Below are 25,698 nucleotides of genomic sequence, written 5' to 3'. Positions count from 1 at the left end.
ATTATGGCAACTCAAAAATTCTATCTGGCGTTAGACCTAAAAGATGATGCAGATTTAATTGCAGAATACAAAGAACTGCATGAAAATGTCTGGCCAGAAATCAAAAAAAGCATTCAAGATTCTGGAATTGAAGTTTTGGATATTTACTGCACAGGAAATCGATTGTTCATGATCATCGAAGCAGATGCTGATTTTACTTTCGAAAAGAAAGATCAAGCCGATGCAGCAAACGAAAAAGTTCAGGAATGGGAAACTTTAATGTGGAAATTTCAGCAAGCTTTACCATGGGCAAAACCGGGACAAAAATGGATTGTAATGGATAAGATTTTTGGATTGTAAAAAATATTCCGTTAGGAATATCTGGTCGGTAGAAAAAAAATATTGTCGTTTTGTGTTATGTCCTGTAGGGACATCTGATTTACGAAAATGATATACACAAATCAATTAATCAAACGTTCCTACGGAACGTATTATCGTAATTCAATTTTTTTTCTACCGATGAGACATTCCTAACGGAATGAATCCTTTTCTAAATAAAAAAAGCCCTGATTATTCAGGGCTTTGTTCTTTTTGCATATTCAATAAATACGCCATATTCGCAATTACGTGATCATGTTTTTTGACAAACGAATTTTCTTCGTTCCACACATAACCTGCTAAAACGGCACATATTTTTTCTTTTACTTCTGGATTTTCCGGCTGATGGAAGAATAATGTCTGCAGATTTCCTGTGTACCATTCTTGAACATAAGTGGTGAAAACGGCAATTCCGCGTTTCATGTATTGTGTAAATTCCACTTCCCAATCAACAGGAATTCCTTGTGATTCTTTCAAATATAATTTTGCTGCCAGCATTCCAGATTCGGTTGCAAAAGCTACACCTGATGAGAAAACTGGATCTAAGAATTCAGAACTGTTTCCTGTTAAAGCAAAACCATCGCCGTACATTCTTTTTACGGCTCTTGAGTAGTTTTCTAATTTAACTGGCTCAAATAGAAATTCTGTTCCAGCAAATCTTTTAATATAATAATCCGATTTCTGAATGGCATTTCGCAAAGCCTCGGCATTATCTTTATTTTCAGAAAGCGAATTGATAAAATCTGTTGGGCCAACAACACCCAAACTTGTATTTCCGTTCGAAAAAGGAATTACCCAAAGCCAAACTTCAGTTTCTAAAATATCAAATGAAATTTGAGTTCCCTCTACCCCTTCTTCTCTATTAATATCTTTAACATGAGTAAAAATAGAAGAATGCGGATCTAATTTTGACGGTGTATCCAAATCTAAAAGTCTTGGCAAAACGCGTCCGTATCCGCTGGAGTCAATGATAAATTTTGCGTGAATTTCTTTTAGGTTTCCGTCTTTATCTTTTACGATAGTTTTTGAATTTTTCCCTTCAAAAGAAACTTCCAAAACTTCAGTTTCAAATTCTAAATCAATTCCTTTTCTTATAATTTCCTGAGCCATTGTATTGTCAAAATCAGCTCTTGGAACTTGCCAAGTCCAATCCCATCCTTCTCCAAATTTTACGCTGAAATCAAAATTGCAGATTTCTTCTCCTCTAATAAAACGAGCGCCTAACTTTTTCTCAAAGTTCATTGCATCAAGAGCCTCAAACAATTCTGCCTCAGCAAAATGATCCATTACTCGCGGAATAAGGCTTTCGCCTACCACAAGTCTCGGAAACTTCGTTTTTTCTACAACTTTAACCTTAACATTGTTTTTAAAAAGATACGATGCCGAGACACATCCAGACGGTCCTGCACCAATCACTAAAACATCAACAAACTCCTTTGTCATATTAGAATTATTATCATTAATTAACCTACATTTGCCATCATCAAAATAACTACATTTATTTTGATAAATAAAATTAAATTAGCACAACCAAAATCGATTTGATGAATACAATAAATGAATATTTAAGTTTAGCAGAATTTGAAGCCATAATCTTTGGAAAAAGTAAAGTTGCGATAAGCGATGTGGTCTTAAATCGAGTAAACGAAAGTTTTAATTTCTTAAAAGAATTCTCAGGAAATAAAGTAATATACGGTGTAAATACGGGATTTGGTCCAATGGCTCAGTACAGAATTAAAGAGTCTGATCAAATTCAATTGCAATATAATTTAATTAGAAGCCACTCTTCTGGAACAGGAAAACCTTTGAACGCTGAGTGTGCAAAAGCAGCAATTTTAGCTCGATTAAATACACTTTCTTTAGGAAATTCAGGAGTTCATTCTTCTGTTATTCATTTAATGGCAGAATTAATCAATAGAGATATTACGCCTTTAATTTTTGAGCACGGTGGTGTAGGTGCCAGCGGAGATTTAGTGCAATTATCACATTTAGCCTTAGTTTTAATTGGAGAAGGCGAAGTTTTTTATAAAGGAGAAAGACGCGCAACTGCAGAAGTTTTCGAAATTGAAGGTTTAAAACCAATTCAAGTAGAAATTAGAGAAGGTCTGGCATTAATCAACGGAACTTCAGTAATGACAGGAATTGGAGTGGTAAATGTTCATTATGCAAAAAAATTATTAGACTGGTCGTTAAAAGCTTCTTGTGCGATTAACGAATTAGTTCAAGCTTATGACGATCATTTCTCTGAAGAATTAAATCAAACCAAACGTCATAAAGGACAGCAGGAAGTTGCGGAAAGAATGAGAAAAAATCTTTCTGACAGTACTTTGATCCGTAAAAGAGAAGACCATTTATATTCTGGCGAAAACACAGAAGAAATCTTCAAAGAAAAAGTTCAGGAATATTATTCATTAAGATGCGTTCCTCAAATTCTAGGACCAGTTTTAGAAACTATTAATAATGTAGCTTCTATCTTAGAAGACGAATTTAACTCGGCAAACGACAATCCAATTATAGACGTAAAAAACAAACACGTTTACCACGGAGGAAATTTCCACGGAGATTACATTTCGCTAGAAATGGATAAACTGAAAATCGTTATTACAAAATTAACGATGCTGGCAGAACGTCAATTGAATTATTTATTGAATTCAAAAATCAACGAAATTTTGCCTCCATTCGTAAACTTAGGAACATTAGGATTCAATTTCGGAATGCAGGGCGTTCAGTTCGTGGCGACTTCAACAACTGCCGAAAACCAAATGTTATCAAACTCAATGTACGTGCACAGTATCCCGAACAACAATGACAATCAAGACATTGTAAGTATGGGAACAAACGCGGCGGTAATTACATCAAAAGTGATTGAAAATTCTTTTGAAGTTTTGGCTATCGAATTAATTACGATTGTTCAGGCAATTGATTATTTAAAACAAAAAGATCAAATTTCGTCTACAACTAAAAAATGGTACGACGATATTAGAAATATAATTCCAGAATTTAAGGAAGATCAAGTAATGTATCCTTTTGTTCAAAAAGTAAAAGATTATTTGATCAATAATTAAAAGATTTTACATAGAAACTATAGTTTCTATAGATTAAAATATGCCCCAAAGAGTTTTGCTTTAATCATTAAACATTGAATTTTTAAAATCATGAAAAAGACACTTATTTTTTTACTGCTGGCAAGTATTCAATTTGTTAATAGTCAAGAATTGGCATTAGTTAAAAAAAATTCTAAAATTGGATATCTGTCTAAAGATGGATCTTTTAAAATCGAACCTCAATACAAATCTGCCAGAAGTTTTTCTGAAGGTTTAGCTGCTGTAGAAAATGGCGGAAAATGGGGATTTATCGATGCAAAAGGAAGTTGGGTAATTCCAGCAGATTTTAAAGATGCTAAAGATTTTAACAGCGGAATTGCAGTTGTACAAAAAGATAAAGACTGGGTTTACATTAATACAAAAGGAGAAATTCAAAAAGGACCAACTACTGACAAAGTATTTGATTTTAATGATGGCGTTGCCTTCATCAGGCAAAACAATAAAGTTGGGTTAATCAACAACAAAATGACTGTAGTTTTAGAACCAAAATACGATCAGATCAAACCTTTTGAAAATGGTTATGCCAGAGTGGAACTGAACAAAAACTGGGGAATTATTGATACTAACGGAAAAGAATTGGTTGAACCAGTTTATGCCGAAGTTGGAAATTATTTTAAAGGAACGACTTGGGCAAGAAAAGACAAAACTTTCGGATTGGTAAGTGGTGGAAAATTCATTCCAGTTGACGGAGCTGAAAAAATCTGGGATTTTGAAACTCAAGATTTGACTTTTGCTAAAAAGAACGGAAAAATTGGATATATCGATTTAAAAGGAAATTGGGTAATTCTTCCTATTTATGATAAAGGAAAAGCGTTCTCAAAAAATCTAGCTCCTGTTTTAGTTGGAAAAAAATGGGGATTCATCAATCCAGAAGGGAAATTTGTAATTGAGCCAACTTACAACGATGCAGAAGTTTTTAGTACAAACGGTCTGGCTCCAGTAAAAGAAAGCAACTGGGGATTCATTAACGAATCTGGAAAACTGGTAATTCCAACGCAATACGGAATCACTTCAAACGGATTTGTTATTGCTTTGTTTGTACAGCAGGACAAAGGATTTATTGGTGGTGTTGCCAGAGTTAAAAACGAAGGAAAATGGGGATTTCTTAAACCTGACGGAACAGTTTTAGCCAACCAATGGTTTGAAAATGCAGAATTATTTTCAAAAAGTGCAGAAACTCTGCTGCAGTAGAAAAACCTAAAGACGAAATGAAATCGCTACTTGAAAAACCAAAGCAGGAAACAAAAACAAACTGTCATAAACCAACATCCGAAGAAAAATGACAATAAAAAATAAAATTTACATCAATGAAGTGTGTATTAGTAACAGGCGGTTCGAGAGGAATTGGAAGTGCGATTTGTAAAAAACTAGCCGTAGAATCCGATTATCATATTCTGATTAACTATCATTCAAATAAAACAGCTGCCGAAGAAACATTGCAAGAAGTGCAAAAATTAGGCGCAACAGGCGAAATCTTAGGTTTTGATGTTTCTAATTTTGAAAATGTACAAAATGTTTTAACTGCTTGGCAGGAAGCTAATCCTGAAAAATTGGTTGAAGCCATTGTAAACAATGCCGGAATCACAAAAGATGGTCTTTTTATGTGGATGACACCAGAAGACTGGAACGGAGTTATGAATACAAGTGTAAACGGTTTCTTTAATGTTACGCAGTTTTTTATTCAAAAAATGCTACGCAATAAATATGGCCGAATCGTAAATATGGTTTCCGTTTCTGGAGTAAAAGGAACTGCAGGACAAGCCAATTATTCAGCTGCAAAAGGTGCTATTGTAGCGACTACAAAAGCATTGGCACAAGAGGTAGCCAAAAGAAATATTACTGTAAATGCTGTTGCTCCTGGTTTTATCAGAACCGATATGACAAGTCAGCTGGACGAAAAAGAGTTACTAAAATTAATTCCGGTAAATCGTTTTGGTGAAGCCGAAGAGGTTGCAGATTTGGTAAGCTTTTTGATTTCAAAAAAATCAAGTTATATTACCGGTGAAATTATTAACATAAACGGCGGAATATATTCTTAAGAATACTATGTTTGCATAATATTTTAAGTTTTTACCTGATTCTTACCACAAATTACGCAAATTCACACAAATTAATTTTGCGGAAATTTGTGAAATTTGCGGTTAAAAAATTAGAAGCCTAAAGCATAATACTCTAAAAATGTATAGCTTTTAAATGCTTTCAATACCAATTAAAGAATATAAAATATACTTAGTAAAAATTACACTTTAAGGATAAAAAATTACTTTGAAAGACGATGAATAGAAGAGTTGTAATTACTGGAATGGGAATTTATTCTTGTATCGGAACTTCTTTAGATGAAGTAAAGGAATCATTATATAATGGAAAATCAGGAATTCAGTTCGATGCTGAACGAAAAGAATTTGGTTTTCAGTCAGCCTTAACCGGAATGGTTCCGAAAGCTGATTTAAAAAATCTTTTGACCCGAAGACAACGTATGAGCATTGGCGAAGAAACCGAATATGCTTACATGGCCACGATCGAAGCATTGAAAAATGCCGGTATCGACGATTCTTTTTTTGAAACTCACGAAGTGGGAATTATGTACGGAAACGACAGTGTTTCTAAAGCCATTATTGATGCTACAGATATTGTACGCGAGAAAAAAGATACTGCCTTAATTGGTTCCGGAGCGATTTTTAAATCGATGAATTCTACCGTTACCATGAATCTTTCAACAATTTTTAAACTTCGTGGTATCAATTTAACCGTAAGTGCAGCTTGTGCCAGCGGTTCGCACTCTATAGGATTAGCTTATTTTTTAATAAAAAGCGGTTTTCAGGATATCGTTATTACCGGAGGAGCACAGGAAATTAACAAATATGCCATGAGCAGTTTTGATGGTTTAGGTGTTTTTTCTAACAGAGAAAGTGATCCGGAAAAAGCATCAAGACCTTTTGATGCCGGACGCGACGGATTAATCCCGAGTGGCGGCGGAGCAACCTTAATTCTTGAAAGTTACGAATCTGCTATTGCTCGTGGAGCCAACATTATTGCCGAAGTTTCCGGTTACGGATTTTCTTCAAACGGTGGACATATTTCTACTCCAAACGTCGAAGGACCGGCTACAGCTATGCAGAGAGCACTTGACGATGCTAAACTAAAAGCAACCGATATTGAGTATATAAATGCACACGCAACTTCAACTCCGGTTGGTGATGCAAACGAAGCCAAAGCAATTTTTGAAGTTTTTGGTGAGAAAAATCCTTATGTAAGTTCAACAAAATCGATGACGGGACACGAATGCTGGATGGCCGGAGCAAGTGAAATTATTTACTCTATCCTAATGATGCAGAACGATTTCATTGCGCCAAACATCAATTTAGAAAACCCAGACGAAGATGCTTCAAAATTAAATTTAGTTAAAACTACGTTAAACAAAAAATTTGACATATTTTTGTCCAATTCTTTCGGTTTCGGAGGAACCAACTCTGCGTTGGTGGTTAAAAAGTTTAAATTGAGCAATGAATAAAGAAGAGATAATAGCAAAAATTAATGGTTTTTTGGTTGATGAATTTGAAGTAGACAATGATGACATTGAACCAAATGCTAATTTAAAAGACACACTTGGCTTAGATAGTTTAGATTATGTTGATTTGGTAGTTTCAATAGAATCTAACTTTGGCGTAAAACTAGTTGAGGCTGATTTTGTTGGAATCTCTGATTTCCAAAGTTTCTATGACCTTATCGAAAATAAATTAAAAGCCAAAACAGCTTAATGAGTGAATGGGATGGCAAATCAAAAGGAACGGTTTTAGGATATAGAATATTCGTTTTTTTGATTCAAAAAGCGGGTGTTAAATCTGCTTATGTTTTACTTTATTTTGTCGCCTCTTATTACTTTTTATTTTTAAAGAAAAGCAATCGCGCTATTTTTTATTATTTTAAAGAAAGGCTGCAATACTCCTATTTTAAATCAAAAAAAATGGTTTTCAAAAGTTATTACACTTTTGGACAAACCATTATTGATAAAGTTTCCATTTCGGCCGGAATGCGGAACAAATTTACCTATGAATTTGACGGAATCGAGACTTTAAAAAATCTTTTGGCAGAAAAAAAAGGCGGTGTACTAATTAGCGCACATGTTGGTAATTTTGAAATCGCCGAACATTTTTTTGGAGAAATTGATATCGATTTTCAAATCAATTTAGTTACTACAGATTTAGAGCATTCTGCCATCAAAAATTATTTGGAAAGCATTACCCAAAAACCAACCGTAAAATTCATCATTATCAAAGAAGATTTGTCTCATATTTTTGAGATCAATGCTGCTTTGGCCAATAACGAATTGGTTTGTTTTACAGGCGACCGCTATTTTGAAGGCACAAAATCACTTTCTGAAAATATTTTAGGCAAAGAAGCAAACTTTCCTGCCGGACCATTTTTAATTGCTTCGAGATTAAAAGTTCCGGTTGTCTTCGTTTATGTTATGAAAGAGCCAAATTTACATTATCATTTATACGCAAGAGAAGCTACAGTAAAACATCGCGACGAAAAAGCATTGCTAAAAGAATACGTAACAAGTGTAGAAAGCATTCTAAAAAAATACCCTTTACAATGGTTTAATTATTTCGATTTCTGGAATGATTTGAAGCCTTAAAATTTTCTTTAGCCACAAATTTTCACTAATTTAATACTCTCTGAAATTTTGTAAATCTCAACATGTGGTTAAAAACATTCTTTTTTACGCAATACATTCGTGAAAATTAGTGTAATTCGTGGTAAACCCTCAATCCGTTAAACAAGAAAAATCCGTTTAAATAAATTTACTTATTTTTGTTCGCAACCAAAGCAACAAAACCTCAATGAAAAATGTTCTCGTTATTTATTATACTCAATCCGGACAGTTAGAAAGTATTGCGCAAAACATCGCAAAACCATTTCTAAACTCAGAGAATATAAATGTAACTTTTCACGAAATACAATTAGAAAAACCGTTTCCTTTTCCGTGGAATAAGGATGCTTTTTTTGACGCCTTTCCGGAATCTTTTTTACAGATTCCGACAGCGTTAAAACCAGTTCCTGAAGAAATTTTAAATACAAAATACGATCTGGTTCTTTTCCATTATCAGGTTTGGTATTTATCGCCTTCCATTCCAATTAACTCGTTTTTAAAAAGCGACGAAGCCAAAAAAATCCTCAACAACACGTCCGTTATAACAATTAGCGGTTCGAGAAATATGTGGATTATGGCTCAGGAAAAAATCAAAACGTTACTTAAAGAAGCCAATTCACAATTAGTTGGCAATGTAGCTCTTGTAGATCGTGTTGGAAATTTAATAAGCGTTATTACAATTGTAGAATGGATGTTCTCTGGTGTTAAGAAAAAATATTTAGGCATTTTTCCGCTTCCGGGAGTTTCAGAAAAAGACATAAACGAATCTCCAAAGTTTGGAGAAGTTATGCTTTCAGCGTTTAACGAGAATAATTTACAGCATTTACAGCCAAAATTGGTAGAAATTGGTGCCGTAAAGATTAGTCCATATTTAGTAACTGTAGACAAAACAGCCAATAAAATTTTCAATAAATGGTCAAACCTCATTTTTAAAAATCAAAAAAACCGAAAAAAGCTTCTAAAAGTATTTAATGTTTATTTATTCTTGGCAATTTGGTTAATCTCGCCAATAGTGTATATATTGCACTTGATTTCCTACCCTTTTAAGTTAAAAACCATAAAAAGAGAAACTCAATATTATCAAGGAGTTTAGAAGCGATTTTAGATTATGTTTGAAGTATACATCACAAAAGCTGCAAAATATTTGCCAAACGAAGCTGTTTCTAATGATGAAATGGAAGCCTATTTGGGCCTTATCAACGATACTGCCTCAAAAGCAAGACGTATTATTTTGCGCAACAACAAAATTACAAGCCGTTATTACGCTGTTGACAAAAAAGGTAAAAGTACACATAGTAATGCCGAATTAACAAGAAATGCAATTTTACCGTTATTCGACGAAAATTTTACGCCTCAGGATTTAGAAGTACTTTCATGCGGAACCTCAACGCCGGACATTTTTCTTCCTTCGCATGCTGCGATGGTTCATGGTTTACTAAAAAATAAATCGGTAGAATTAAACTCTTCAACAGGAGTTTGCTGCGCCGGAATGAACTCTCTTAAATTTGGTTTTCTTTCTGTGCGTTCCGGAAATTCAAAAAATGCCATCTGCACAGGTTCTGAAAAAGTTTCGACCTGGCTAAATGCTCAAAAATACAACCACGAAGCCGAGAATTTAAAAAATCTTGAAGAACAGCCAATTATTGCTTTCAAAAAAGATTTTTTACGCTGGATGCTTTCTGACGGTGCTGGTGCATTTTTATTAGAAAATAAACCACGCGGACCAATTTCTCTAAAAATAGAATGGATGGAAGCTTTTTCGTATGCTTACGAATTAGAAACTTGCATGTATGCTGGAGGTGATAAACTTGAAAACGGCGAAATCAAAGGTTGGAGCGATTATACACCAGAACAATGGCTAAACGAATCTGTTTTCTCTATTAAACAAGATGTAAAATTATTAGATGAATTTATCCTGTCTAAAGGTGCAGAAAGCATGAAAGACGCGATGGATAAAAACAACATCAAATCTGAAGATATTACTTATTTTATTCCTCACGTTTCTTCTAATTTCTTCGTTGAAGGATTAAAGAAAGGATTAACAGAAAAAGGAATCGGAATGAGCGATGAAAAATGGTTCATGAATCTTTCTAGAGTAGGTAACGTAGGTTCTGCCTCAATTTATCTGGCACTTGAAGAATTAATGAATTCCGGGAAATTGAAAAAAGGAGATCATATTCTTTTATCAGTTCCGGAAAGCGGAAGATTTTCTTTTGCTTACGCCTATTTAACTGTTTGCTAATGGAAACAATGACACTTTTAGAACAAAAAACCGTCGAAAATTTATTGCCGCAAAAGTTTCCTTTTGTAATGGTAGACAGCATGTTTTCGTATACCGAAACATCGCTGGTTTCTGGTTTTACTATTAAAAGTGATAATATATTTTTTAATAACGACAGCTTTTTAGAAGCGGGTTTAATCGAACACATGGCACAGTCTGTGGCGTTGCATACAGGTTATCAGTTTTTTTTAAGAAATGAAACTGCTCCAACCGGTTATATCGGTTCTATTAAAGAAATTGAAATTAAAAAACTGCCAAAATTAAACGACACAATACAATCTGAAGTAACTATTTTACAGGAATTTGCCGGAATTACTCTGGTAAATATTGTGACGAAATTAAATAATGAAGAAATTGCAAACGGACAAATGAAAACCGTTTTAGCCAAATAATATGATTTTGAATACCGGAGTTGACATACAAAATTACCTTCCGCACCGAGCTCCAATGCTTATGGTCGATTTAATTTTGGATATTAATGCCAACTTCGTAGAGACCACTTTTTTGATAAAAGAAGACAATATTTTTGTTCAGAATACTATTTTTATTGAAGCAGGTTTAATTGAAAATACGGCGCAGACTTGTTCGTCTATTGTTGGAAAAAAATATTTTTTTGACGAAAACGGAACAGAAAATGAGAACGTAAATGTAATTGGATTTATCAGTGCCTTAAAAAATGTAAAAATTCATTCGCTGCCAAAAGTGGGCGACACTATAATTACCAAAGCAAATTTAGTTTCAAAATTTGCCGGCGACGATTACACTTTATGCACAATGAGCTGTCAAAGCTCTGTTGAAGATCAAATACTCTTAGAATGCGAAATTAATTTGTTTATTCAAAAAACAGTTCCAGTTTCGTAAAATTCCACTTGAAAATATAACTAGGTAATGGAAAAAGATAAAGTACCTCAGGATCAAAGTAATTTAACGAAAAATAACGTTAAAGAACTTTTGTACGCAATAGATGAAAATGGCAATTATACCACAACCTTAAGTACAGGCTGGGAACCAAAAACAATAGCACTTTCGAATTCAATTGATGAAATAAACGAAAGAATCGCAGATGCCAGACAACAAGTTTTAAACGGCGAAGCAAGTCCGATTGTGTATTTTATGGAAGTCAACAAAATGGATCTTACTATTTTATCCAGTTATGTAGGATTCTGGAAATGGCGTGTAAAAAGACATTTTAAACCAAGTATTTTTGCAACATTAAGCGATAAAATTCTGCAGAAATATGCCGATACATTTGAAATTTCAATCGAAGAATTAAAAAACAGCATCACCAAATAATGGAGTTAACTTTCACACATCATCAGTCTGCTCATTGCGAGAATGGAGTAGCGTCGAATCTGCTAAAAAACAGCGGACTAAACATCAGCGAACCGATGGTTTTTGGTATTGGCTCCGGGTTATTTTTTGTGTATCTGCCTTTTATAAAAGTTAATTATGCTCCGGCAATTAGTTACAGAACTTTGCCTGGACAGATTTTTAATAAAGTTGCCACTCGTTTAAATTTAAAAATAAAAAGACAAAAATTTTCATCGGTATCAAATGCGAATAAAGCATTAGATGAAAATCTAAAAAATAATATTCCAACCGGATTACAAGTTGGTGTTTACAATTTAAGTTATTTTCCAGATGAATATCGTTTCCATTTCAACGCACATAATTTAGTTGTTTACGGAAAAACCGATAAAGATTATTTAGTGAGCGATCCAGTAATGGAAACCGTAACGACTTTAACACACGAAGAATTAGATAAAGTTCGTTTTGCAAAAGGTGCGTTTGCGCCGCGCGGCCAAATGTATTATCCAATTCAAATTCCAAAAGACGTTGATTTAAAAAGTGCCATCATTAAAGGAATAAAAAATACATGCAGAGATATGTTGGCGCCAATGCCAATTGTTGGTGTTCGCGGCATCAAATTTGTATCTAAGCAAATTAGAAAATGGCCGATAAAACACGGAACCAAAAAAGCCAATCATTATCTGGCGCAAATGGTTCGTATGCAGGAAGAAATTGGAACCGGCGGCGGAGGTTTTCGTTTTATTTATGCGGCATTTTTACAGGAAGCTTCGGTTGTTTTAGGTAATGAAGAACTGAAAGAACTTTCGAAAGAAATGACGAAAATTGGCGATTCTTGGCGAGATTTTGCTGTTGAAGCTTCGCGAATTTATAAAAACAGAAGTGCCAAAGAAGATGCATACAACACGATTGCCGATGAACTTTTGGACATTGCCAACAGAGAAGAAATCTTTTTCAAAAAACTAAAAAAAGCTATCAGCTAAATATATTTTGCAGTCTATAATTAAAATAGAATCCCTTTCGAAAAAGTACAAAGAAGCAGATCAATATTCTTTGAACAATGTTTCGCTGGATATCAATGAAGGAGAAATTTTTGGTTTATTAGGACCAAACGGTGCCGGAAAAACAACTTTAATTTCAATGCTCTGCGGATTGGTAAAACCAACTTCAGGACATTTTACAATTGATGGTTTAGACTATCAGCATCATTCTTCAAAAATTAAAAAAATCATAGGAGTTGTTCCTCAGGAATATGCCTTATATCCAACTCTTACGGCAAGAGAAAACCTGCATTATTTTGGAAGTATGTACGGTTTAAAAGGTTCAGACTTAAAAGATAAAGTAATCGAAACTTTAGATCTTTTAGGACTCTTAAAATTTGCTGACAAAGCTGTTGGAACTTTCTCCGGCGGAATGAAACGCCGTGTCAATTTAATTGCCGGAATTCTGCATAACCCAAAAGTTTTATTTTTAGACGAACCAACCGTTGGTGTTGATGTTCAGTCTAAAAATGCTATTATAGAGTATCTAAAAGTGTTGAACCAAAACGGAACATCCATCATTTATACTTCTCATCATTTGGCTGAAGCCGAGGATTTTTGCAGCACAATTGCGATCATCGACAGAGGTCAGATTTATACGAAAGGAACACCTTCAACCTTAATTAATTCTGTTGAAGATGCCCGCAATCTCGAAGACGTTTTTATTTCATTAACCGGTAAAGACTTGAGAGATGCTATATAAAATTTGGATGTCAATCGTAAAAGAATTTTTACTGCTTAAACGCGATTTAGGCGGATTGATAATTCTATTTATAATGCCTTTGGTTTTAGTCATCACAGTTACGTTAATTCAGGACAGCACTTTTAAAACTGTCAGCGATTCTAAAATTCCGATTTTATTGGTGGACAACGACAAAGGTTCTGTTTCGAAAACCGTTTTTGAGAATTTAGAAAAAAGTAATTTGTTTAGCGTTGTAACGCAAATCGATAATAAAACAATTACCGAAGATGTTGCCAGAGAAAATGTTTACAAAGGAAAATTTCAATTGGCCATTATAATTCCGAAAAATTTAAGTTCTGATTTGCAGGCGAAAGTAGATCAAAATGTCGAAAAAATTGTCAGCAGTTTAGGCATGACTGATAGTACGGCAGCAAGTGAACCGAAACGAATAATTAAAGAAAAAGAAGTAAAACTGTATTTTGATCCGGCGGTTCAGATGAGTTTTAAAAATGCGGTCATGAGTTCAATCGACAAAATGATTTCGCAGATCGAAACCAAATCGATTTACACTACTTTCGAAAAACAATTAGGAGAAGGAAATGCAAATTTTGAGCAAAAGAGTTTCATTTCTTTTAAAGAGATTATTCCAAAAATCAATAATAAAGAAGTTCGTCCAAATTCGGTGCAGCATAACGTTCCGGCGTGGACACTTTTTGCGATATTTTTTATTGTAATTCCGTTATCAATTAATATTGTAAAAGAAAAATCACAAGGAACTTTCGTTCGATTAAGAACCAATCCTGTTTCTAGTTTAGTTGTGATTATTGGCAAAACGATCACTTATTCTGTCATTTGTATGATTCAGTTTTATATGATGGTTGCCGTTGCCGTTTTTCTATTTCCATCTATCGGATTACCTTCTCTAAATATCGAAGGACATTTAGCCTTAATGAGCATCGTTGCCTTATTTTCAGGTTTTGCAGCAATCGGATTCGGAATTTTATTAGGAACAATTGCAAGTACTCAGGAACAATCGGCTCCGTTTGGCGCAACGAGTGTTATTATTTTAGCAGCAATTGGCGGAATCTGGGTTCCGGTTTTTGCCATGCCGAAAATCATGCAGATTATTGCTAAATCGTCTCCAATGAACTGGGGATTAGATGCTTTCTACGACGTTCTTTTAAGAAACGTTTCTTTTCTGGAAATCATCCCAAAAATAAGTTTATTATTTTTGTTTTTTATTCTTACCACAGCCATCGCATTATTTTATGATAAAAAGAAAAGAGCAGTTTAACGAAGCCACAGATTTAACCGTTACCCACGAAATCAGAATTCGTTTTAACGAAACTGATCCGCTTGGAATTGTTTGGCACGGAAACTATATTACCTATTTTGAAGATGGACGCGAAGCGTTTGGCCGTCAGCACGGACTTACGTATTTGGACATTGCCAAAACCGGTTACACAACGCCAATTGTAAAATCAACCTGCGAACATAAATTGTCTTTGCGTTATGGCGATGTTGTAACAATTGAAACAACTGTTGTTGATACGCCCGCTGCCAAAATGATTTATCGTTTTAAAATTATCGATAATAAAGGCGAAATTGCATGCACAGGAGAAACCGTTCAGGTTTTTTTAGATAAAGAAGGAAATTTAATGCTGACCAATCCGCCTTTTTATGAAGAATGGAAAAAGAAAGTTGGGTTGTTGAAATAAAGTTTTAGCCACGAATTCACGAATTAATATTCATAAAATTTTAGATAATTTGAATACTAAAAAAGAAGTAACAGTAAAAGGATCTTTATTAAATTCAATTTTTGCAATAGTAATTTTTACCGCTATTCCATTTTTTATTTTTTGTAGTTTTCCAAATGAACTTCTTCATTGGAAGAAATTTAATTCAAATATTTTGTACAATATCATCTTCTTTATATCCATTTTTATTGCTTTTTTAAGTTGGATTAATCTTTTTGACGATGATCCGATACTAAATTTTAATAATAAAGGAATCTGGATGCGAAAATCAATCTTACCATTTTCTCCTTTAAAATTTTGGGATTGGAATCAGATTAAGTTTGTTGAATTAAGTACCCAAAAAGAAAAAAGAGGAAGAAAAACGACAATTTTAGTTATTCACAGAAACGATTCAAAAACAAAAACAATAAATTTGGATGACCTAGATTATCCATCTGAAGAAATAATAGCAGTAGTTCGGGAGTTTTCTAATTTTCTAAACTATAAAGACAGAATGGAAGTTAGACAATAAGAGTAATTAAATCTGCCTAAGTCTGTAAAATCTAGGTGAAACCTTTTTTCATATAAAGCTTAAAATAAAATATACCTACAAGTTTTGAAAACCTTGCAGGAGAAACTGAGAATCATAAAATGTTAAGAGAAATATACATCACAGAAACAAATTGCATCACCCCTTTAGGTTTTGATGTTGAATCCAATATTAGCGCCATTCTTAATGGCGATTCTGGAATTCAGCTTCATAACGATGTTTCTTTGATGCCAAATTCATTTTATGCTTCGATTATTTCTGATGAAAAAATAAACAGCGCTTTTTCAAAAATCAGCACTGAGACAAAATATTCCCGTTTAGAAAAAATGATGATTTTGGCTTTAGAGCCGATTATCAAAAATTCTGGAGTTGAATTAAATTCAAAAACGGTCTTTATACTTTCTACCACAAAAGGAAATGTAACTGCTTTAGCAAATGATTCTGACGAAAGTTTCAACAACGCACATTTAGATGTTTTAGCTAAAAACATTTCCGATTTTTTCGGATTCAAAACACAGCCAATTGTCGTTTCAAATGCTTGTGTTTCGGGAATTTTAGCGGTTTCAATTGCTAAAAGAATGATTCAGTCTGAACTTTACGACAATATTTTTGTTGTTGCAGGCGACGAAGTTTCAGAATTTGTTTTGTCTGGTTTTAATGCATTTCAGGCGATGAGTGATTTGCCTTGTAAACCGTATTCTAAAAACAGAACCGGAGTAAGTTTAGGCGAAGCTACGGCAGCCCTTTTAGTTTCTGCGGAAGCCAAAAACGCTAAAATAAAAGTAATTGGCGACAGTTCAATAAACGATGCGAATCATATTTCGGGTCCGTCAAGAACAGGTGAAGGTTTGTTCAGAAGTATTCAAAATGCTTTGAAAGAAGCTCAAATCGAAGCCAACAAATTAGATTATATTTCAGCACACGGAACCGCAACACCTTATAATGACGAAATGGAAGCCATTGCTTTAAATCGTTTAGGTTTACAAAATGTTCCCGTAAATAGTTTAAAAGGTTTTTATGGTCATACATTAGGCGCTTCGGGATTATTAGAAACGGTAATTGCGATCGAATCTGCTAACCAAAATACACTTTTTGAATCAAAGGGTTTTGATGAAATTGGAGTTAGTGAAGCTGTAAATGTTATTGAGAAAAATGAAGAAAAAAAGATTGAATATTTTTTGAAAACAGCTTCGGGATTTGGAGGTTGTAATACGGCGGTTGTTTTTGAAAAGATAAGATAAAACACTAATTACACTAATTCACACGGATTAATTAGTGTAATTTTTAAACCCAAAACAATCTGTGCCAATTTGTGGAATTAGTGTTAAATTAAAATAATGACTCAAAATAAAACCAACATACAATCCTATATCGCTATCCAAAACAACGAAATTGTTTTGAACGGAACTTCTGTATTCAAAATTGAACCAACCGATTTTGCTGATTTCTCGAAACAAGCGTATCGTAATTTTGAAATGCAATATCCAAAGTTTTTCAAAATGGACGCTTTGAGTAAACTGGCTTTTTTAGGATCAGAATTGCTTTTGAGTCCGATAACTTCGGAAGAAAAAGAACATAATATAGCTTTGGTTTTGGCGAATAAATCGTCAAGTTTAGATACCGATGTAAAATATCAGGAATCTATTTCAGACAAAGAAAACTATTTTCCGAGTCCGGCGGTTTTCGTTTATACGCTGCCAAATATTTGTTTGGGCGAAATAAGTATCCGTCATCAGCTTAAAAGTGAAAATTCTTTCTTTATATTTGACACCTTTAACACGGAATTTATGTCGAATTATTCAGATATTCTGTTGAATACGAATAAAGCAGATATGGTTTTGTGCGGCTGGGTAGAATTTTTTAACGACAATTATAAAGCGTTTCTCTGCACAATAAGCAAGGAAGAAAGCACAAAATATACAAACGAAACTATCAATACATTATATAATAAATAATCATGGAAGCATTAAAAGAAGAATTGAAAAACAAAATTATCACGACTCTAAATCTTGAAGATATCGCAGTTGAAGACATTGCTGATAACGATCCTTTGTTTGGAGATGGTTTAGGTTTAGACTCGATTGATGCGCTTGAATTGATCGTGATTTTAGATAAAGATTACGGAATTAAATTAGTAGATCCGAAAGAAGGAAAAACAATTTTCCAGTCTATCGAGACTATGGCGGCTTACATTAGCGCTAACAGAACGAAATAGATTTCAGATTTTAGACTTTAGATTTTAGATTCCAATAGGAAATCTAAAATCTAAAATGTTTTAAAATCCGTCAACTTTGTCAAAGTTTAAAACTTTGACAAAGTTCTAGAATCTAAAATCAAAACTCTAAAATCTAAAATGACAAAAGGTGTTGCAATAACGGGAATGGGAATTATCTCCGCGATCGGGAATTCAGTTGAGGAAAATTTTCATTCGTTAATCGAAAATAAAATCGGGATTTCTCATATCTCCAATATTTCTACGGTTCATGCAGATGTTATCAAAGTGGGTGAAATCAAAAAAACCAACGATGATCTTATCAGCGAACTGAAATTAAACGACGATAATAATTTTTCGAGAACCGCTATGATTGGTACTTTGGCAGCCAAACAAGCTGTTGAAAATGCCGGCATTACCAATATAAATGAATTTAGAACCGGACTTGTTTCGGCTACAAGTGTGGGCGGAATGGACATGACAGAGAAACATTATTACGATTATTTCGAAAAACCGGAATTGGTAAAATATATCACTTGCCACGACGGCGGCGATGTTGCGGATAAAATTGCAGAAGAATTAGGCTTGAAAGGAATGGTTTCGACTATAAGTACAGCTTGTTCCTCTGCAGCAAATTCGATTATGCTTGGTGCAAGATTAATTAAAACTGGAAAATTGGATCGCGTAATTGTAGGCGGAGCAGATGCTTTGTCAAAATTCACGATCAACGGATTTAAGACTTTGATGATTTTATCTGACGATTACAACAAACCTTTCGACAATAACAGAAAAGGTTTAAATCTTGGAGAAGCTGCTGCTTTTTTAGTTTTAGAATCGGATGAAATCGTCGAAAAGCAAAATAAAAAAGTATTGGCAAGAGTTTCGGGTTACGGAAATGCAAATGACGCTTACCACCAAACAGCTTCTTCAGAAAATGGAGACGGCGCTTATTTGGCAATGAAAAAAGCGTTTGAAGTTTCGGGTCTAAAACCTTCTGAAATCGATTATATCAACGTTCACGGAACTGCAACTCCAAACAACGATTTATCTGAAGGAAGAGCTTTACGTCGCATTTATGAAAAAGAAAAAGTTCCGGATTTTAGTTCTACAAAACCGTTTACGGGACATACTTTAGCGGCGGCAGCGTCAATTGAAGCGGTTTACAGTGTTTTGGCAATTCAGAATAATGTTGTTTATCCCAATTTGAATTTTGAAACGCAGATGGAAGAATTCGATTTGACTCCGCAGACTACTTTAAAAAATAAAAACATCGAACATGTTTTATCTAATTCTTTTGGTTTTGGAGGAAATTGTTCAACCCTTATATTTTCAAAAAGCTAATGAAAAAAACATATATAAATGGAGTAGGCTGTATTTCGACTCAAAAAACATTTGATACTGTTTTTTTAGAAGAAGCTGTTGTCAATCATAACGAAAATGTACTGGCGATTGTTTCGCCGGCATACAAAGATTATATTTCACCGGCTGCAAGCCGCAGAATGGCAAAAGGCGTAAAAAACGGAATTGTAGCTTCGGCTTTAGCCATGAAAGATGCTAATGTTGAAAGTGTCGATGCCATTATTACCGGAACTGGTTTAGGCTGCATAGAAGATTCTGAAAAATTCCTGAAAAGTATTTTAGATAATAAAGAAGAATTTTTAACGCCAACTTCTTTTATTCAGTCAACTCATAATACCGTTGGCGCACAAATTGCTCTTTTACAGCAATGTAAAGGTTATAATTTTACGTATGTAAATGGTGCGGTTTCTTTTGAGTCGGCACTTTTGGATGCTAAAATGCAGATTGAAGAAGACGAAGCCAATTCAATTTTGGTTGGTGGCGTTGACGAAAACGGCGATTATACAACTTCGCTTTTTAAATTAAACGGCCGAATTAAAGCTGATAATTCTGCTCCATATGATGTTTTAAATTCGACAACGAGCGGAGCGGTTTATGGCGAAGGCGCCAGTTTTTTTGTTTTAGAAAATGAAAGAAAAGAAAACACATACGCTGAACTTCTGGATATTGCAATCGTAAACACACTGGAAGTAAACGAAGTAGAATCTGAAATTAAATCTTTTTTGAAATCAAATAATTTAGAAATTTCAGATATCGACGCTTTGGTTTTAGGTTTTGACGGAAATGCTTCTTTCGAAAATTATTATAAAAATCTTGCTGAAAATTCGTTTTCAAAAACTCCTGTTTTGTATTACAAACATTTGAGCGGAGAATACGATACCGCTTCGGCTTTTGCTTTTTGGATGGCTTCAAAAGTTTTAAAAACACAGGAAATTCCAGAAATTATAAAAGTAAATTCGGTTACAAAACCAGCTTATAAAACCATTTTATTGTACAATCAATTAAACGGAAAAAATCATAGTTTTACGTTACTTTCAAAATGATAACGCATAAAAACATCTCGATATTTTTTATCTTTTTATTGCTTTTAGTCTTTCTTCTGAATCTTTATATGGCAATAAATCTGTGGTATTTTTTTGCTATAATTTTTATCTGGATCGGGATAAATGCTGTTGGTTCTTCGAGAATTTCTTCTAATTATCATGTAAAAGCTTATTGTAATAATCCACTCGAAACAGAGAAAAAAATTGCTTTAACTTTTGATGATGGTCCAAGTGAATTTACTTTGGAAGTTTTAGCACTTTTGAAAAAATATAATGTCAAAGCAACTTTTTTCTGCATTGGAAAAAATATCGAAAAGCATCCTGAAATCGTAAAACAAATTATTGCCGAAGGTCATTTGGTTGGAAATCATTCTTATTCTCATTCTAAATTTTTCGATTTTTATAATGAAGATAAAATAACGGATGAACTTCGTAAAACTGATAAACTGCTGGAAAAATTCACTTCAAAAAAAATAAACTTCTTTCGTCCGCCTTACGGAGTTACGACGCCTTCGATTCGAAGAGCTTTAAAAATTACCGGACACAAAACAATTGGCTGGAATATTCGTTCTCTTGATGGAGGAACAAAAAATCAGGAATTAATTTTCAATAGAATTATAAAACGTGTTTCTCCGGGCGGAATTGTACTTTTGCACGATACCGGCGAACACTCTGTTTTGGTATTGGAACAGTTTTTGCAATTTTTACAGCAAAACAATTATGAAGTGGTTTCGATTGAGGAACTTTTGAATCTTAAAGCTTATGCAGACTAAAATATATTTATTCTTATTTTTAATTATCGGCGGTTTCAATTTATCGGCACAAGAACAAAAAATGACCGATGCCGAAATTGCATCTTTTAAACAAGATGTAAATGTCGTGGCAAAAAAAATCAAAACTTTAAGTACTGATTTTGTTCAGTATAAACATTTAGATTTTCTTTCGAAAGATATTGAAACTTCAGGGAAAATGGTTTTCAAAGAACCTGCTTTACTTCAATGGCAATATAAAAAACCATACAATTACAGCATTACTTTTAAAAATGGAAAAATCCTGATTAACGATGAAGGAAAGAAAAGTGCCGTTGATATTGGCAACAGTAAAATTTTTGCCCGTATCAATAAATTAATTGTGGGAAGTGTCAGCGGAAATATGTTCGACGATAAAGAATTTACGATTTCGTATTTTAAAGTAAAAGGTCAAAATCTGGCGAAATTTATTCCGAAAGATGCGACGCTGAAAAAATATATCAAACAGATTGAACTGACTTTTGACAAAGAAGAAGCAACTGTGGTTCAGGTAAAATTATTAGAATCATCTGAAGATTATACCCGAATTGTACTTAAAAATAAAGTGATCAATGCAAAAATCGACGATTCAGTTTTTACTAATTAATTGCTTTCTGGCAATTGTATTGGTTTCTTGCGGCTCGGTCACAAAAAACTATACGCCAAAAAAATTAGACAAAACGTCTTACACTGTTCCTTATTTTTCTGATTCAAAAACCGATTATGTTTATAAAACTAATATCTCTGTTTATGGAAATGAATTGTCGGGAATTTTCATCGCCAAAAAAATAAACGACACAACGCACAGAATTGTTTTTACAACGGAATTCGGAAATAAATTAATGGATTTTGAAATCTCCGAAACCGATTTTAAAGTCAATTCGATTGTATCAGAATTAGATCGGAAAATTTTAATTAATACTTTAAAAGAAGATTTTCGATTACTTCTAAAAAAGGAATATGTGATTCAGGAACAATTTGAAAACGAATCAGATGACATTTATAAATCGGCAGATGGCAAACGTGACAATTATATTTTTACATCTAAAAAAGATCAAAAATTAGAGAAGATTGTTAACGCTTCTAAAACAAAAGAAAAATTTACACTGCTTTTCAATTCAGAAAACAATATTTTTGCTGAGAAGATTCAGATAATTCATCAAAATATTAAGCTAAAAATTGAGTTAAATTATTTTAAATCAGAATAGAAAATTTAAACTAAGCATAAAATTAAACTAATCAAAAAATGAAAAAAATAACCTTAATTGCATTCGTTTTATTTATCGGTCTTGTAAAATCACAAGCACAGGTAAAAGTGAGCCCTGGACTAAGAGGCGGTCTAAATATCTCAACTTTAACCAATATTGATGATAATAGCTCTAAAACTGATTTTTATGTTGGTGGATTGGTAGATATTAAATTTAATAGATATTTTTCGCTGCAGCCTGAAATTACTTATTCAAGACAAGGTGATGAAGGAAGATATTTTGAAAACGGCCGTTATTATTCTGAAAAGTATGAATTAAATTATCTGACACTTGGTGCAGTTGCAAAATATCATTTTGGAGGAAAAGGTTTTCACGTTTTAGCCGGACCTTCTTTAGATATAAAAGTGGGTGATAATTATATCAACAGCAATCCTGAAGGTTTTGACCTTGCCATTGTTGGAGGTGTTGGTTATACGCTACCAAATGGTTTAACTTTTGAAGCTCGAATCAAACAAGGAATGATAGATATTTATGGTTATGACGACATTGATAATAACGATTATTATTATGATGATGTTATCTTAAATCAGGTTTTCCAGATCGGTATCAGCTATACTTTTAAAGTAAAATAATGAAGAAAATAACAGCATTTGCTTTTGTTTTATTTTTCGGAATCTTTGTCTCAAAAGCTCAGGTAACTTTTAATCCGGGTTTTAGAGCTGGTTTGAGTTTATCGACAATTTCAGAAACGCATGCTGATTACAGACCGGATTTTTACATTGGTGCTTTTGGACAAATAGATTTATCAAAACGTTATTCGCTTCAACCGGAAATAAATTATATCAGGCAGGGTTCTAATAATGTTGCCCGAAACTTTATTGATCCAAATACTCAGGCAGAAAGAGTGGTTTATCAGGATTTACAAATAAGCTATTTGTCGTTTGGTTTAATTAACAAATTAAGATTTGGACAAGGTTTACAAGTACAATTTGGACCTGCTTTAGATGTTCACTTAGACGATAACTTAGTTATTAGAAAAACTTATAATGACCTTTCGTTTGTTACTGGTGTTGCTTATAAAATGCCTTCGGGACTTGGATTTGAAATTCGATTTAAAAAAGGTCTTTTCGATGTTTTAGACAGCGATTACTATTATAACAATTCTAATAACGATTATTTCTTTGGCGATTATAATACTAACGTCAATTTTCAAATAGGTGTTTCGTACTCTTTCGATACGAAATAAAAAAATAAATTATGGTATTAAAAGACTTTTACAAAGTACTTTCAGAAGAGAAAACAGGCGATGCTAAATATAATATTCGTATATTAGTTAATGCCAATCATGAGGTTTTTAAAGGTCATTTTCCTGGAAACCCAATAATGCCGGGCGTTTGCATGATTCAGATTATTAAAGAACTTGTTGAGTCGATCACAAAAAATACTTTAATGATACAAACTCTTTCAAATGTAAAATTCATGGCATTGATTAATCCGGAAACCAATCCTGAACTTCGTTTAGAACTTGACATAACAACCACAGAAGATGATTTGGTAAAGGTGAAAAACACCACATATTTTAACGATACCGCAGCTTTAAAATTAAGCAGCGTGTATAAAAAATTATAATTATGAAATTACTATTGTCATTACTTTTATGGATAAATTTTGCGGGAACTCCAGATTTGGCTTCCATTCGCAAAATGTATACGGATGTTGCAAAATCAGAAACCAATTCTAAAGAATTTATCGAAAAGCTTTCCGGCGTTTCAAACAACGATGATAAAATTTTAGTGGCTTACAAAGCGGCTTCAATTTTATTAGACTCAAAGTTTGAAAGCGTATTAGGAAACAAAATTTCCCGTTTTAAAGAAGGTGCAAAACTTCTGGAATCGACTATAAAAAGCGAACCTAATAATATCGAAATCAGAATGATTCGATTGAGTATTCAGGAGAATGTTCCCGGAATTACAGGTTATAGAAAAAATATTAAAGAAGATAAAAAATTCATCACAGCACATTATGCCGAGCAAAATGGTGCTTTGAAAGATTATCTAAAAGACTTTGTTTTGCAATCTAAAAGTTTCTCTGAAAAAGAGAAACAGTTTGTAAAGTAAGATCACGAAAAATTCTCAATGAAACCTATTTTATCAAAGCAGGAATTGCTCGATTCGACTTCTTTTTGTGTTATTGTGCCCACATACAATAACCAGAAAACATTGAAAAAAGTGTTGGATTCTATTTTAGATTTCACTCAAAATGTCATAATTGTCAACGATGGTTCTACAGATGAAACCAACGAGATTTTAAAACAATATTCGCAGCTTACTCAAATTCATCATCCTAAAAATTTAGGAAAAGGAAGAGCGCTGCGAAATGGTTTTAGAAAAGCAATCGAACTCCATTTTGAATACGCCATCACAATAGATTCTGACGGGCAGCATTTTGCTTCTGATATTCCAAATTTCATTTCAGCAATTCAAGACGAACCAAATTCGCTTTTAATAGGAAGCCGAAACATGACTCAGGAAAATGTTCCCAAGAAAAGCAGTTTTGGTAACAAATTCTCCAATTTCTGGTTTAAGTTCGAAACCGGAATTGAACTTCAGGATACACAATCTGGTTTTAGATTATATCCACTTAAATTAATTCCGAAGCGATTTTATACCAATAAATTTGAGTTTGAAATTGAAGTAATCGTTCGCTCTGCCTGGAAAGGAATTACAGTAAAAAATATTCCCATTCAGGTTTTGTATGATCCTGCAGAAAGAGTTTCACATTTTCGACCATTTAGAGATTTTACCCGAATCAGTATTTTGAATACAGTTTTGGTAACCAATGCTTTGTTGTATATTAAGCCTCGCGATTTTTTTCGGCGAGCAAAAAAAAAAGGTTTTAAAAAGTTTTTCCTAGAAGATATTTTAGAAAGCAACGATTCTAATTTCACGAAATCTGCTTCGATTGCTCTGGGAATTTTTATCGGAATTTCTCCTTTTTGGGGATTTCAAACCATTCTTCTTTTTACTTTTGCAGCTTTGTTCAGGCTCAATAAAGTAATCGCTTTTTTATCGTCAAATGTGAGTTTTCCGCCGTTTATTCCGCTTGTAATCTACGGTTCTTTAAAAACTGGAAGTCTATTTATTTCGAGCAATGCGCCGTTAATTTTAGATAGTTCGGCCACACTCGACGATATTCAAAAAAACGCTGCACAATATATCGTCGGAAGTCTTATTTTAGCAACCGTTTTAGCACTATCAGCTGGTCTTATAAGTTATTTGCTTTTAAGCGCTTTTAGTTCTAAAAATAAACCGAATATTAAATAAGGTTTTGCCACAGATTATACGGATTAAAATGATTTTTACATCCCGTTGTCAGG

At 33.5% G+C, this 25,698-nt stretch carries 31 protein-coding genes; 30 read left to right on the top strand and 1 reads right to left on the bottom strand.

The features are described 5' to 3' along the window. Positions 1-3: 3 nt before the first annotated feature. Positions 4-339, top strand: coding sequence for an L-rhamnose mutarotase (locus tag ABDW27_RS12635; protein ID WP_343696243.1), 336 nt, complete (start codon positions 4-6; stop codon positions 337-339). 210 nt (positions 340-549) lie between these two features. Here the strand turns inward: ABDW27_RS12635 and ABDW27_RS12630 are convergent, their stop codons facing one another. Then, positions 550-1,800, bottom strand: coding sequence for a tryptophan 7-halogenase (locus ABDW27_RS12630; protein ID WP_343696242.1), 1,251 nt, complete (start codon positions 1,798-1,800; stop codon positions 550-552). Positions 1,801-1,901: 101 nt separating this feature from the next. Here ABDW27_RS12630 and ABDW27_RS12625 point away from each other — a divergent pair, with 101 nt between their 5' ends. The 29 genes from ABDW27_RS12625 (at position 1,902) to ABDW27_RS12485 (ending at position 25,645) form a co-directional block, all read left to right on the top strand. Next, positions 1,902-3,422 carry an aromatic amino acid ammonia-lyase gene (locus ABDW27_RS12625; protein WP_343696241.1) on the top strand — a complete coding sequence of 507 codons (1,521 nt, stop codon included), beginning with the start codon at positions 1,902-1,904 and terminating at the stop codon, positions 3,420-3,422. A gap of 90 nt (positions 3,423-3,512) precedes the next feature. Next, complete coding sequence (locus ABDW27_RS12620; protein ID WP_343696240.1) at positions 3,513-4,652, top strand: WG repeat-containing protein; 1,140 nt, start codon at positions 3,513-3,515, stop codon at positions 4,650-4,652. A gap of 116 nt (positions 4,653-4,768) precedes the next feature. Beyond that, positions 4,769-5,500 carry a 3-oxoacyl-ACP reductase FabG gene (gene fabG / locus ABDW27_RS12615; protein WP_343696239.1) on the top strand — a complete coding sequence of 244 codons (732 nt, stop codon included), beginning with the start codon at positions 4,769-4,771 and terminating at the stop codon, positions 5,498-5,500. A 236-nt stretch (positions 5,501-5,736) separates the two neighbouring features. Next, positions 5,737-6,972, top strand: a complete 1,236-nt coding sequence (locus ABDW27_RS12610; protein WP_343696238.1) for a beta-ketoacyl-[acyl-carrier-protein] synthase family protein — start codon at positions 5,737-5,739, stop codon at positions 6,970-6,972. After that, positions 6,965-7,219 (top strand): phosphopantetheine-binding protein, encoded by a 255-nt coding sequence (locus tag ABDW27_RS12605; protein WP_343696237.1) that lies wholly within the window; start codon positions 6,965-6,967, stop codon positions 7,217-7,219. Before ABDW27_RS12610 ends, ABDW27_RS12605 begins: the two co-directional genes overlap by 8 nt. Beyond that, positions 7,219-8,100: a lipid A biosynthesis acyltransferase gene (locus ABDW27_RS12600; RefSeq protein WP_343696236.1), complete on the top strand. Its 882-nt coding sequence runs from the start codon at positions 7,219-7,221 to the stop codon at positions 8,098-8,100. Before ABDW27_RS12605 ends, ABDW27_RS12600 begins: the two co-directional genes overlap by 1 nt. Before the next feature lie 205 nt (positions 8,101-8,305). Next, entirely contained in the window at positions 8,306-9,208 is a 903-nt protein-coding gene (locus tag ABDW27_RS12595) for a dialkylrecorsinol condensing enzyme DarA (RefSeq protein ID WP_343696235.1), read from the top strand. Between the two features lie 15 nt (positions 9,209-9,223). Further along, complete coding sequence (locus tag ABDW27_RS12590) at positions 9,224-10,357, top strand: beta-ketoacyl-ACP synthase III (protein WP_343696234.1); 1,134 nt, start codon at positions 9,224-9,226, stop codon at positions 10,355-10,357. Beyond that, positions 10,357-10,788 carry a hypothetical protein gene (locus tag ABDW27_RS12585; RefSeq protein WP_343696233.1) on the top strand — a complete coding sequence of 144 codons (432 nt, stop codon included), beginning with the start codon at positions 10,357-10,359 and terminating at the stop codon, positions 10,786-10,788. Before ABDW27_RS12590 ends, ABDW27_RS12585 begins: the two co-directional genes overlap by 1 nt. A gap of 1 nt (position 10,789) precedes the next feature. Beyond that, positions 10,790-11,257, top strand: a complete 468-nt coding sequence (locus ABDW27_RS12580; protein ID WP_343696232.1) for an ABC transporter permease — start codon at positions 10,790-10,792, stop codon at positions 11,255-11,257. A gap of 27 nt (positions 11,258-11,284) precedes the next feature. Then, a complete protein-coding gene (locus tag ABDW27_RS12575; RefSeq protein ID WP_343696231.1) occupies positions 11,285-11,689 on the top strand; it encodes a hypothetical protein in 405 nt (134 codons plus the stop codon). Then, positions 11,689-12,687 (top strand): BtrH N-terminal domain-containing protein, encoded by a 999-nt coding sequence (locus ABDW27_RS12570; protein WP_012023182.1) that lies wholly within the window; start codon positions 11,689-11,691, stop codon positions 12,685-12,687. The genes ABDW27_RS12575 and ABDW27_RS12570 overlap by 1 nt, the downstream gene beginning before the upstream one ends. Before the next feature lie 7 nt (positions 12,688-12,694). Next, positions 12,695-13,447, top strand: coding sequence for an ABC transporter ATP-binding protein (locus ABDW27_RS12565; protein ID WP_343696230.1), 753 nt, complete (start codon positions 12,695-12,697; stop codon positions 13,445-13,447). Further along, on the top strand, positions 13,437-14,720 hold the full coding sequence (locus ABDW27_RS12560) for an ABC transporter permease (protein WP_343696229.1): 1,284 nt from the start codon (positions 13,437-13,439) through the stop codon (positions 14,718-14,720). The genes ABDW27_RS12565 and ABDW27_RS12560 overlap by 11 nt, the downstream gene beginning before the upstream one ends. Further along, a complete protein-coding gene (locus ABDW27_RS12555; protein ID WP_343696228.1) occupies positions 14,695-15,144 on the top strand; it encodes an acyl-CoA thioesterase in 450 nt (149 codons plus the stop codon). The genes ABDW27_RS12560 and ABDW27_RS12555 overlap by 26 nt, the downstream gene beginning before the upstream one ends. 49 nt (positions 15,145-15,193) lie before the next feature. Then, positions 15,194-15,694, top strand: a complete 501-nt coding sequence (locus tag ABDW27_RS12550) for a hypothetical protein (RefSeq protein ID WP_343696227.1) — start codon at positions 15,194-15,196, stop codon at positions 15,692-15,694. Positions 15,695-15,813: 119 nt separating this feature from the next. Continuing rightward, a complete protein-coding gene (locus tag ABDW27_RS12545; RefSeq protein WP_343696226.1) occupies positions 15,814-16,953 on the top strand; it encodes a beta-ketoacyl synthase N-terminal-like domain-containing protein in 1,140 nt (379 codons plus the stop codon). A 96-nt stretch (positions 16,954-17,049) separates the two neighbouring features. Further along, positions 17,050-17,667, top strand: coding sequence for a 3-oxoacyl-ACP synthase (locus tag ABDW27_RS12540; RefSeq protein ID WP_343696225.1), 618 nt, complete (start codon positions 17,050-17,052; stop codon positions 17,665-17,667). A gap of 2 nt (positions 17,668-17,669) precedes the next feature. Continuing rightward, complete coding sequence (locus ABDW27_RS12535; RefSeq protein WP_068841663.1) at positions 17,670-17,927, top strand: phosphopantetheine-binding protein; 258 nt, start codon at positions 17,670-17,672, stop codon at positions 17,925-17,927. A gap of 138 nt (positions 17,928-18,065) precedes the next feature. Continuing rightward, positions 18,066-19,265: a beta-ketoacyl-[acyl-carrier-protein] synthase family protein gene (locus ABDW27_RS12530; RefSeq protein ID WP_343696224.1), complete on the top strand. Its 1,200-nt coding sequence runs from the start codon at positions 18,066-18,068 to the stop codon at positions 19,263-19,265. Further along, positions 19,265-20,326, top strand: coding sequence for a beta-ketoacyl synthase N-terminal-like domain-containing protein (locus tag ABDW27_RS12525; protein WP_343696223.1), 1,062 nt, complete (start codon positions 19,265-19,267; stop codon positions 20,324-20,326). The genes ABDW27_RS12530 and ABDW27_RS12525 overlap by 1 nt, the downstream gene beginning before the upstream one ends. 68 nt (positions 20,327-20,394) lie before the next feature. Then, positions 20,395-21,099, top strand: a complete 705-nt coding sequence (locus tag ABDW27_RS12520; protein WP_343696222.1) for a polysaccharide deacetylase family protein — start codon at positions 20,395-20,397, stop codon at positions 21,097-21,099. Then, the gene (locus tag ABDW27_RS12515; protein ID WP_343696221.1) at positions 21,089-21,721 is read left to right on the top strand and encodes an outer membrane lipoprotein carrier protein LolA; all 633 of its coding nucleotides are present in this window, start codon (positions 21,089-21,091) and stop codon (positions 21,719-21,721) included. Before ABDW27_RS12520 ends, ABDW27_RS12515 begins: the two co-directional genes overlap by 11 nt. Next, the gene (locus tag ABDW27_RS12510) at positions 21,687-22,322 is read left to right on the top strand and encodes a hypothetical protein (RefSeq protein WP_343696220.1); all 636 of its coding nucleotides are present in this window, start codon (positions 21,687-21,689) and stop codon (positions 22,320-22,322) included. Before ABDW27_RS12515 ends, ABDW27_RS12510 begins: the two co-directional genes overlap by 35 nt. A gap of 38 nt (positions 22,323-22,360) precedes the next feature. Further along, positions 22,361-22,954, top strand: coding sequence for a porin family protein (locus tag ABDW27_RS12505; protein ID WP_343696219.1), 594 nt, complete (start codon positions 22,361-22,363; stop codon positions 22,952-22,954). Further along, positions 22,954-23,568 (top strand): outer membrane beta-barrel protein, encoded by a 615-nt coding sequence (locus ABDW27_RS12500; RefSeq protein WP_343696218.1) that lies wholly within the window; start codon positions 22,954-22,956, stop codon positions 23,566-23,568. The genes ABDW27_RS12505 and ABDW27_RS12500 overlap by 1 nt, the downstream gene beginning before the upstream one ends. An 11-nt stretch (positions 23,569-23,579) precedes the next feature. Beyond that, entirely contained in the window at positions 23,580-23,951 is a 372-nt protein-coding gene (locus ABDW27_RS12495; protein WP_343696217.1) for a 3-hydroxyacyl-ACP dehydratase, read from the top strand. A gap of 2 nt (positions 23,952-23,953) precedes the next feature. Further along, the gene (locus ABDW27_RS12490) at positions 23,954-24,439 is read left to right on the top strand and encodes a hypothetical protein (RefSeq protein ID WP_343696216.1); all 486 of its coding nucleotides are present in this window, start codon (positions 23,954-23,956) and stop codon (positions 24,437-24,439) included. Between the two features lie 18 nt (positions 24,440-24,457). Next, complete coding sequence (locus ABDW27_RS12485) at positions 24,458-25,645, top strand: DUF2062 domain-containing protein (protein WP_343696215.1); 1,188 nt, start codon at positions 24,458-24,460, stop codon at positions 25,643-25,645. Positions 25,646-25,698: the final 53 nt, after the last annotated feature.

The organism is Flavobacterium sp., from assembly GCF_039595935.1.
Taxonomy (GTDB): domain Bacteria; phylum Bacteroidota; class Bacteroidia; order Flavobacteriales; family Flavobacteriaceae; genus Flavobacterium.
Note: the sequence above shows the minus strand (reverse complement) of the source record. Positions and strands in the feature narration are given on the sequence as shown.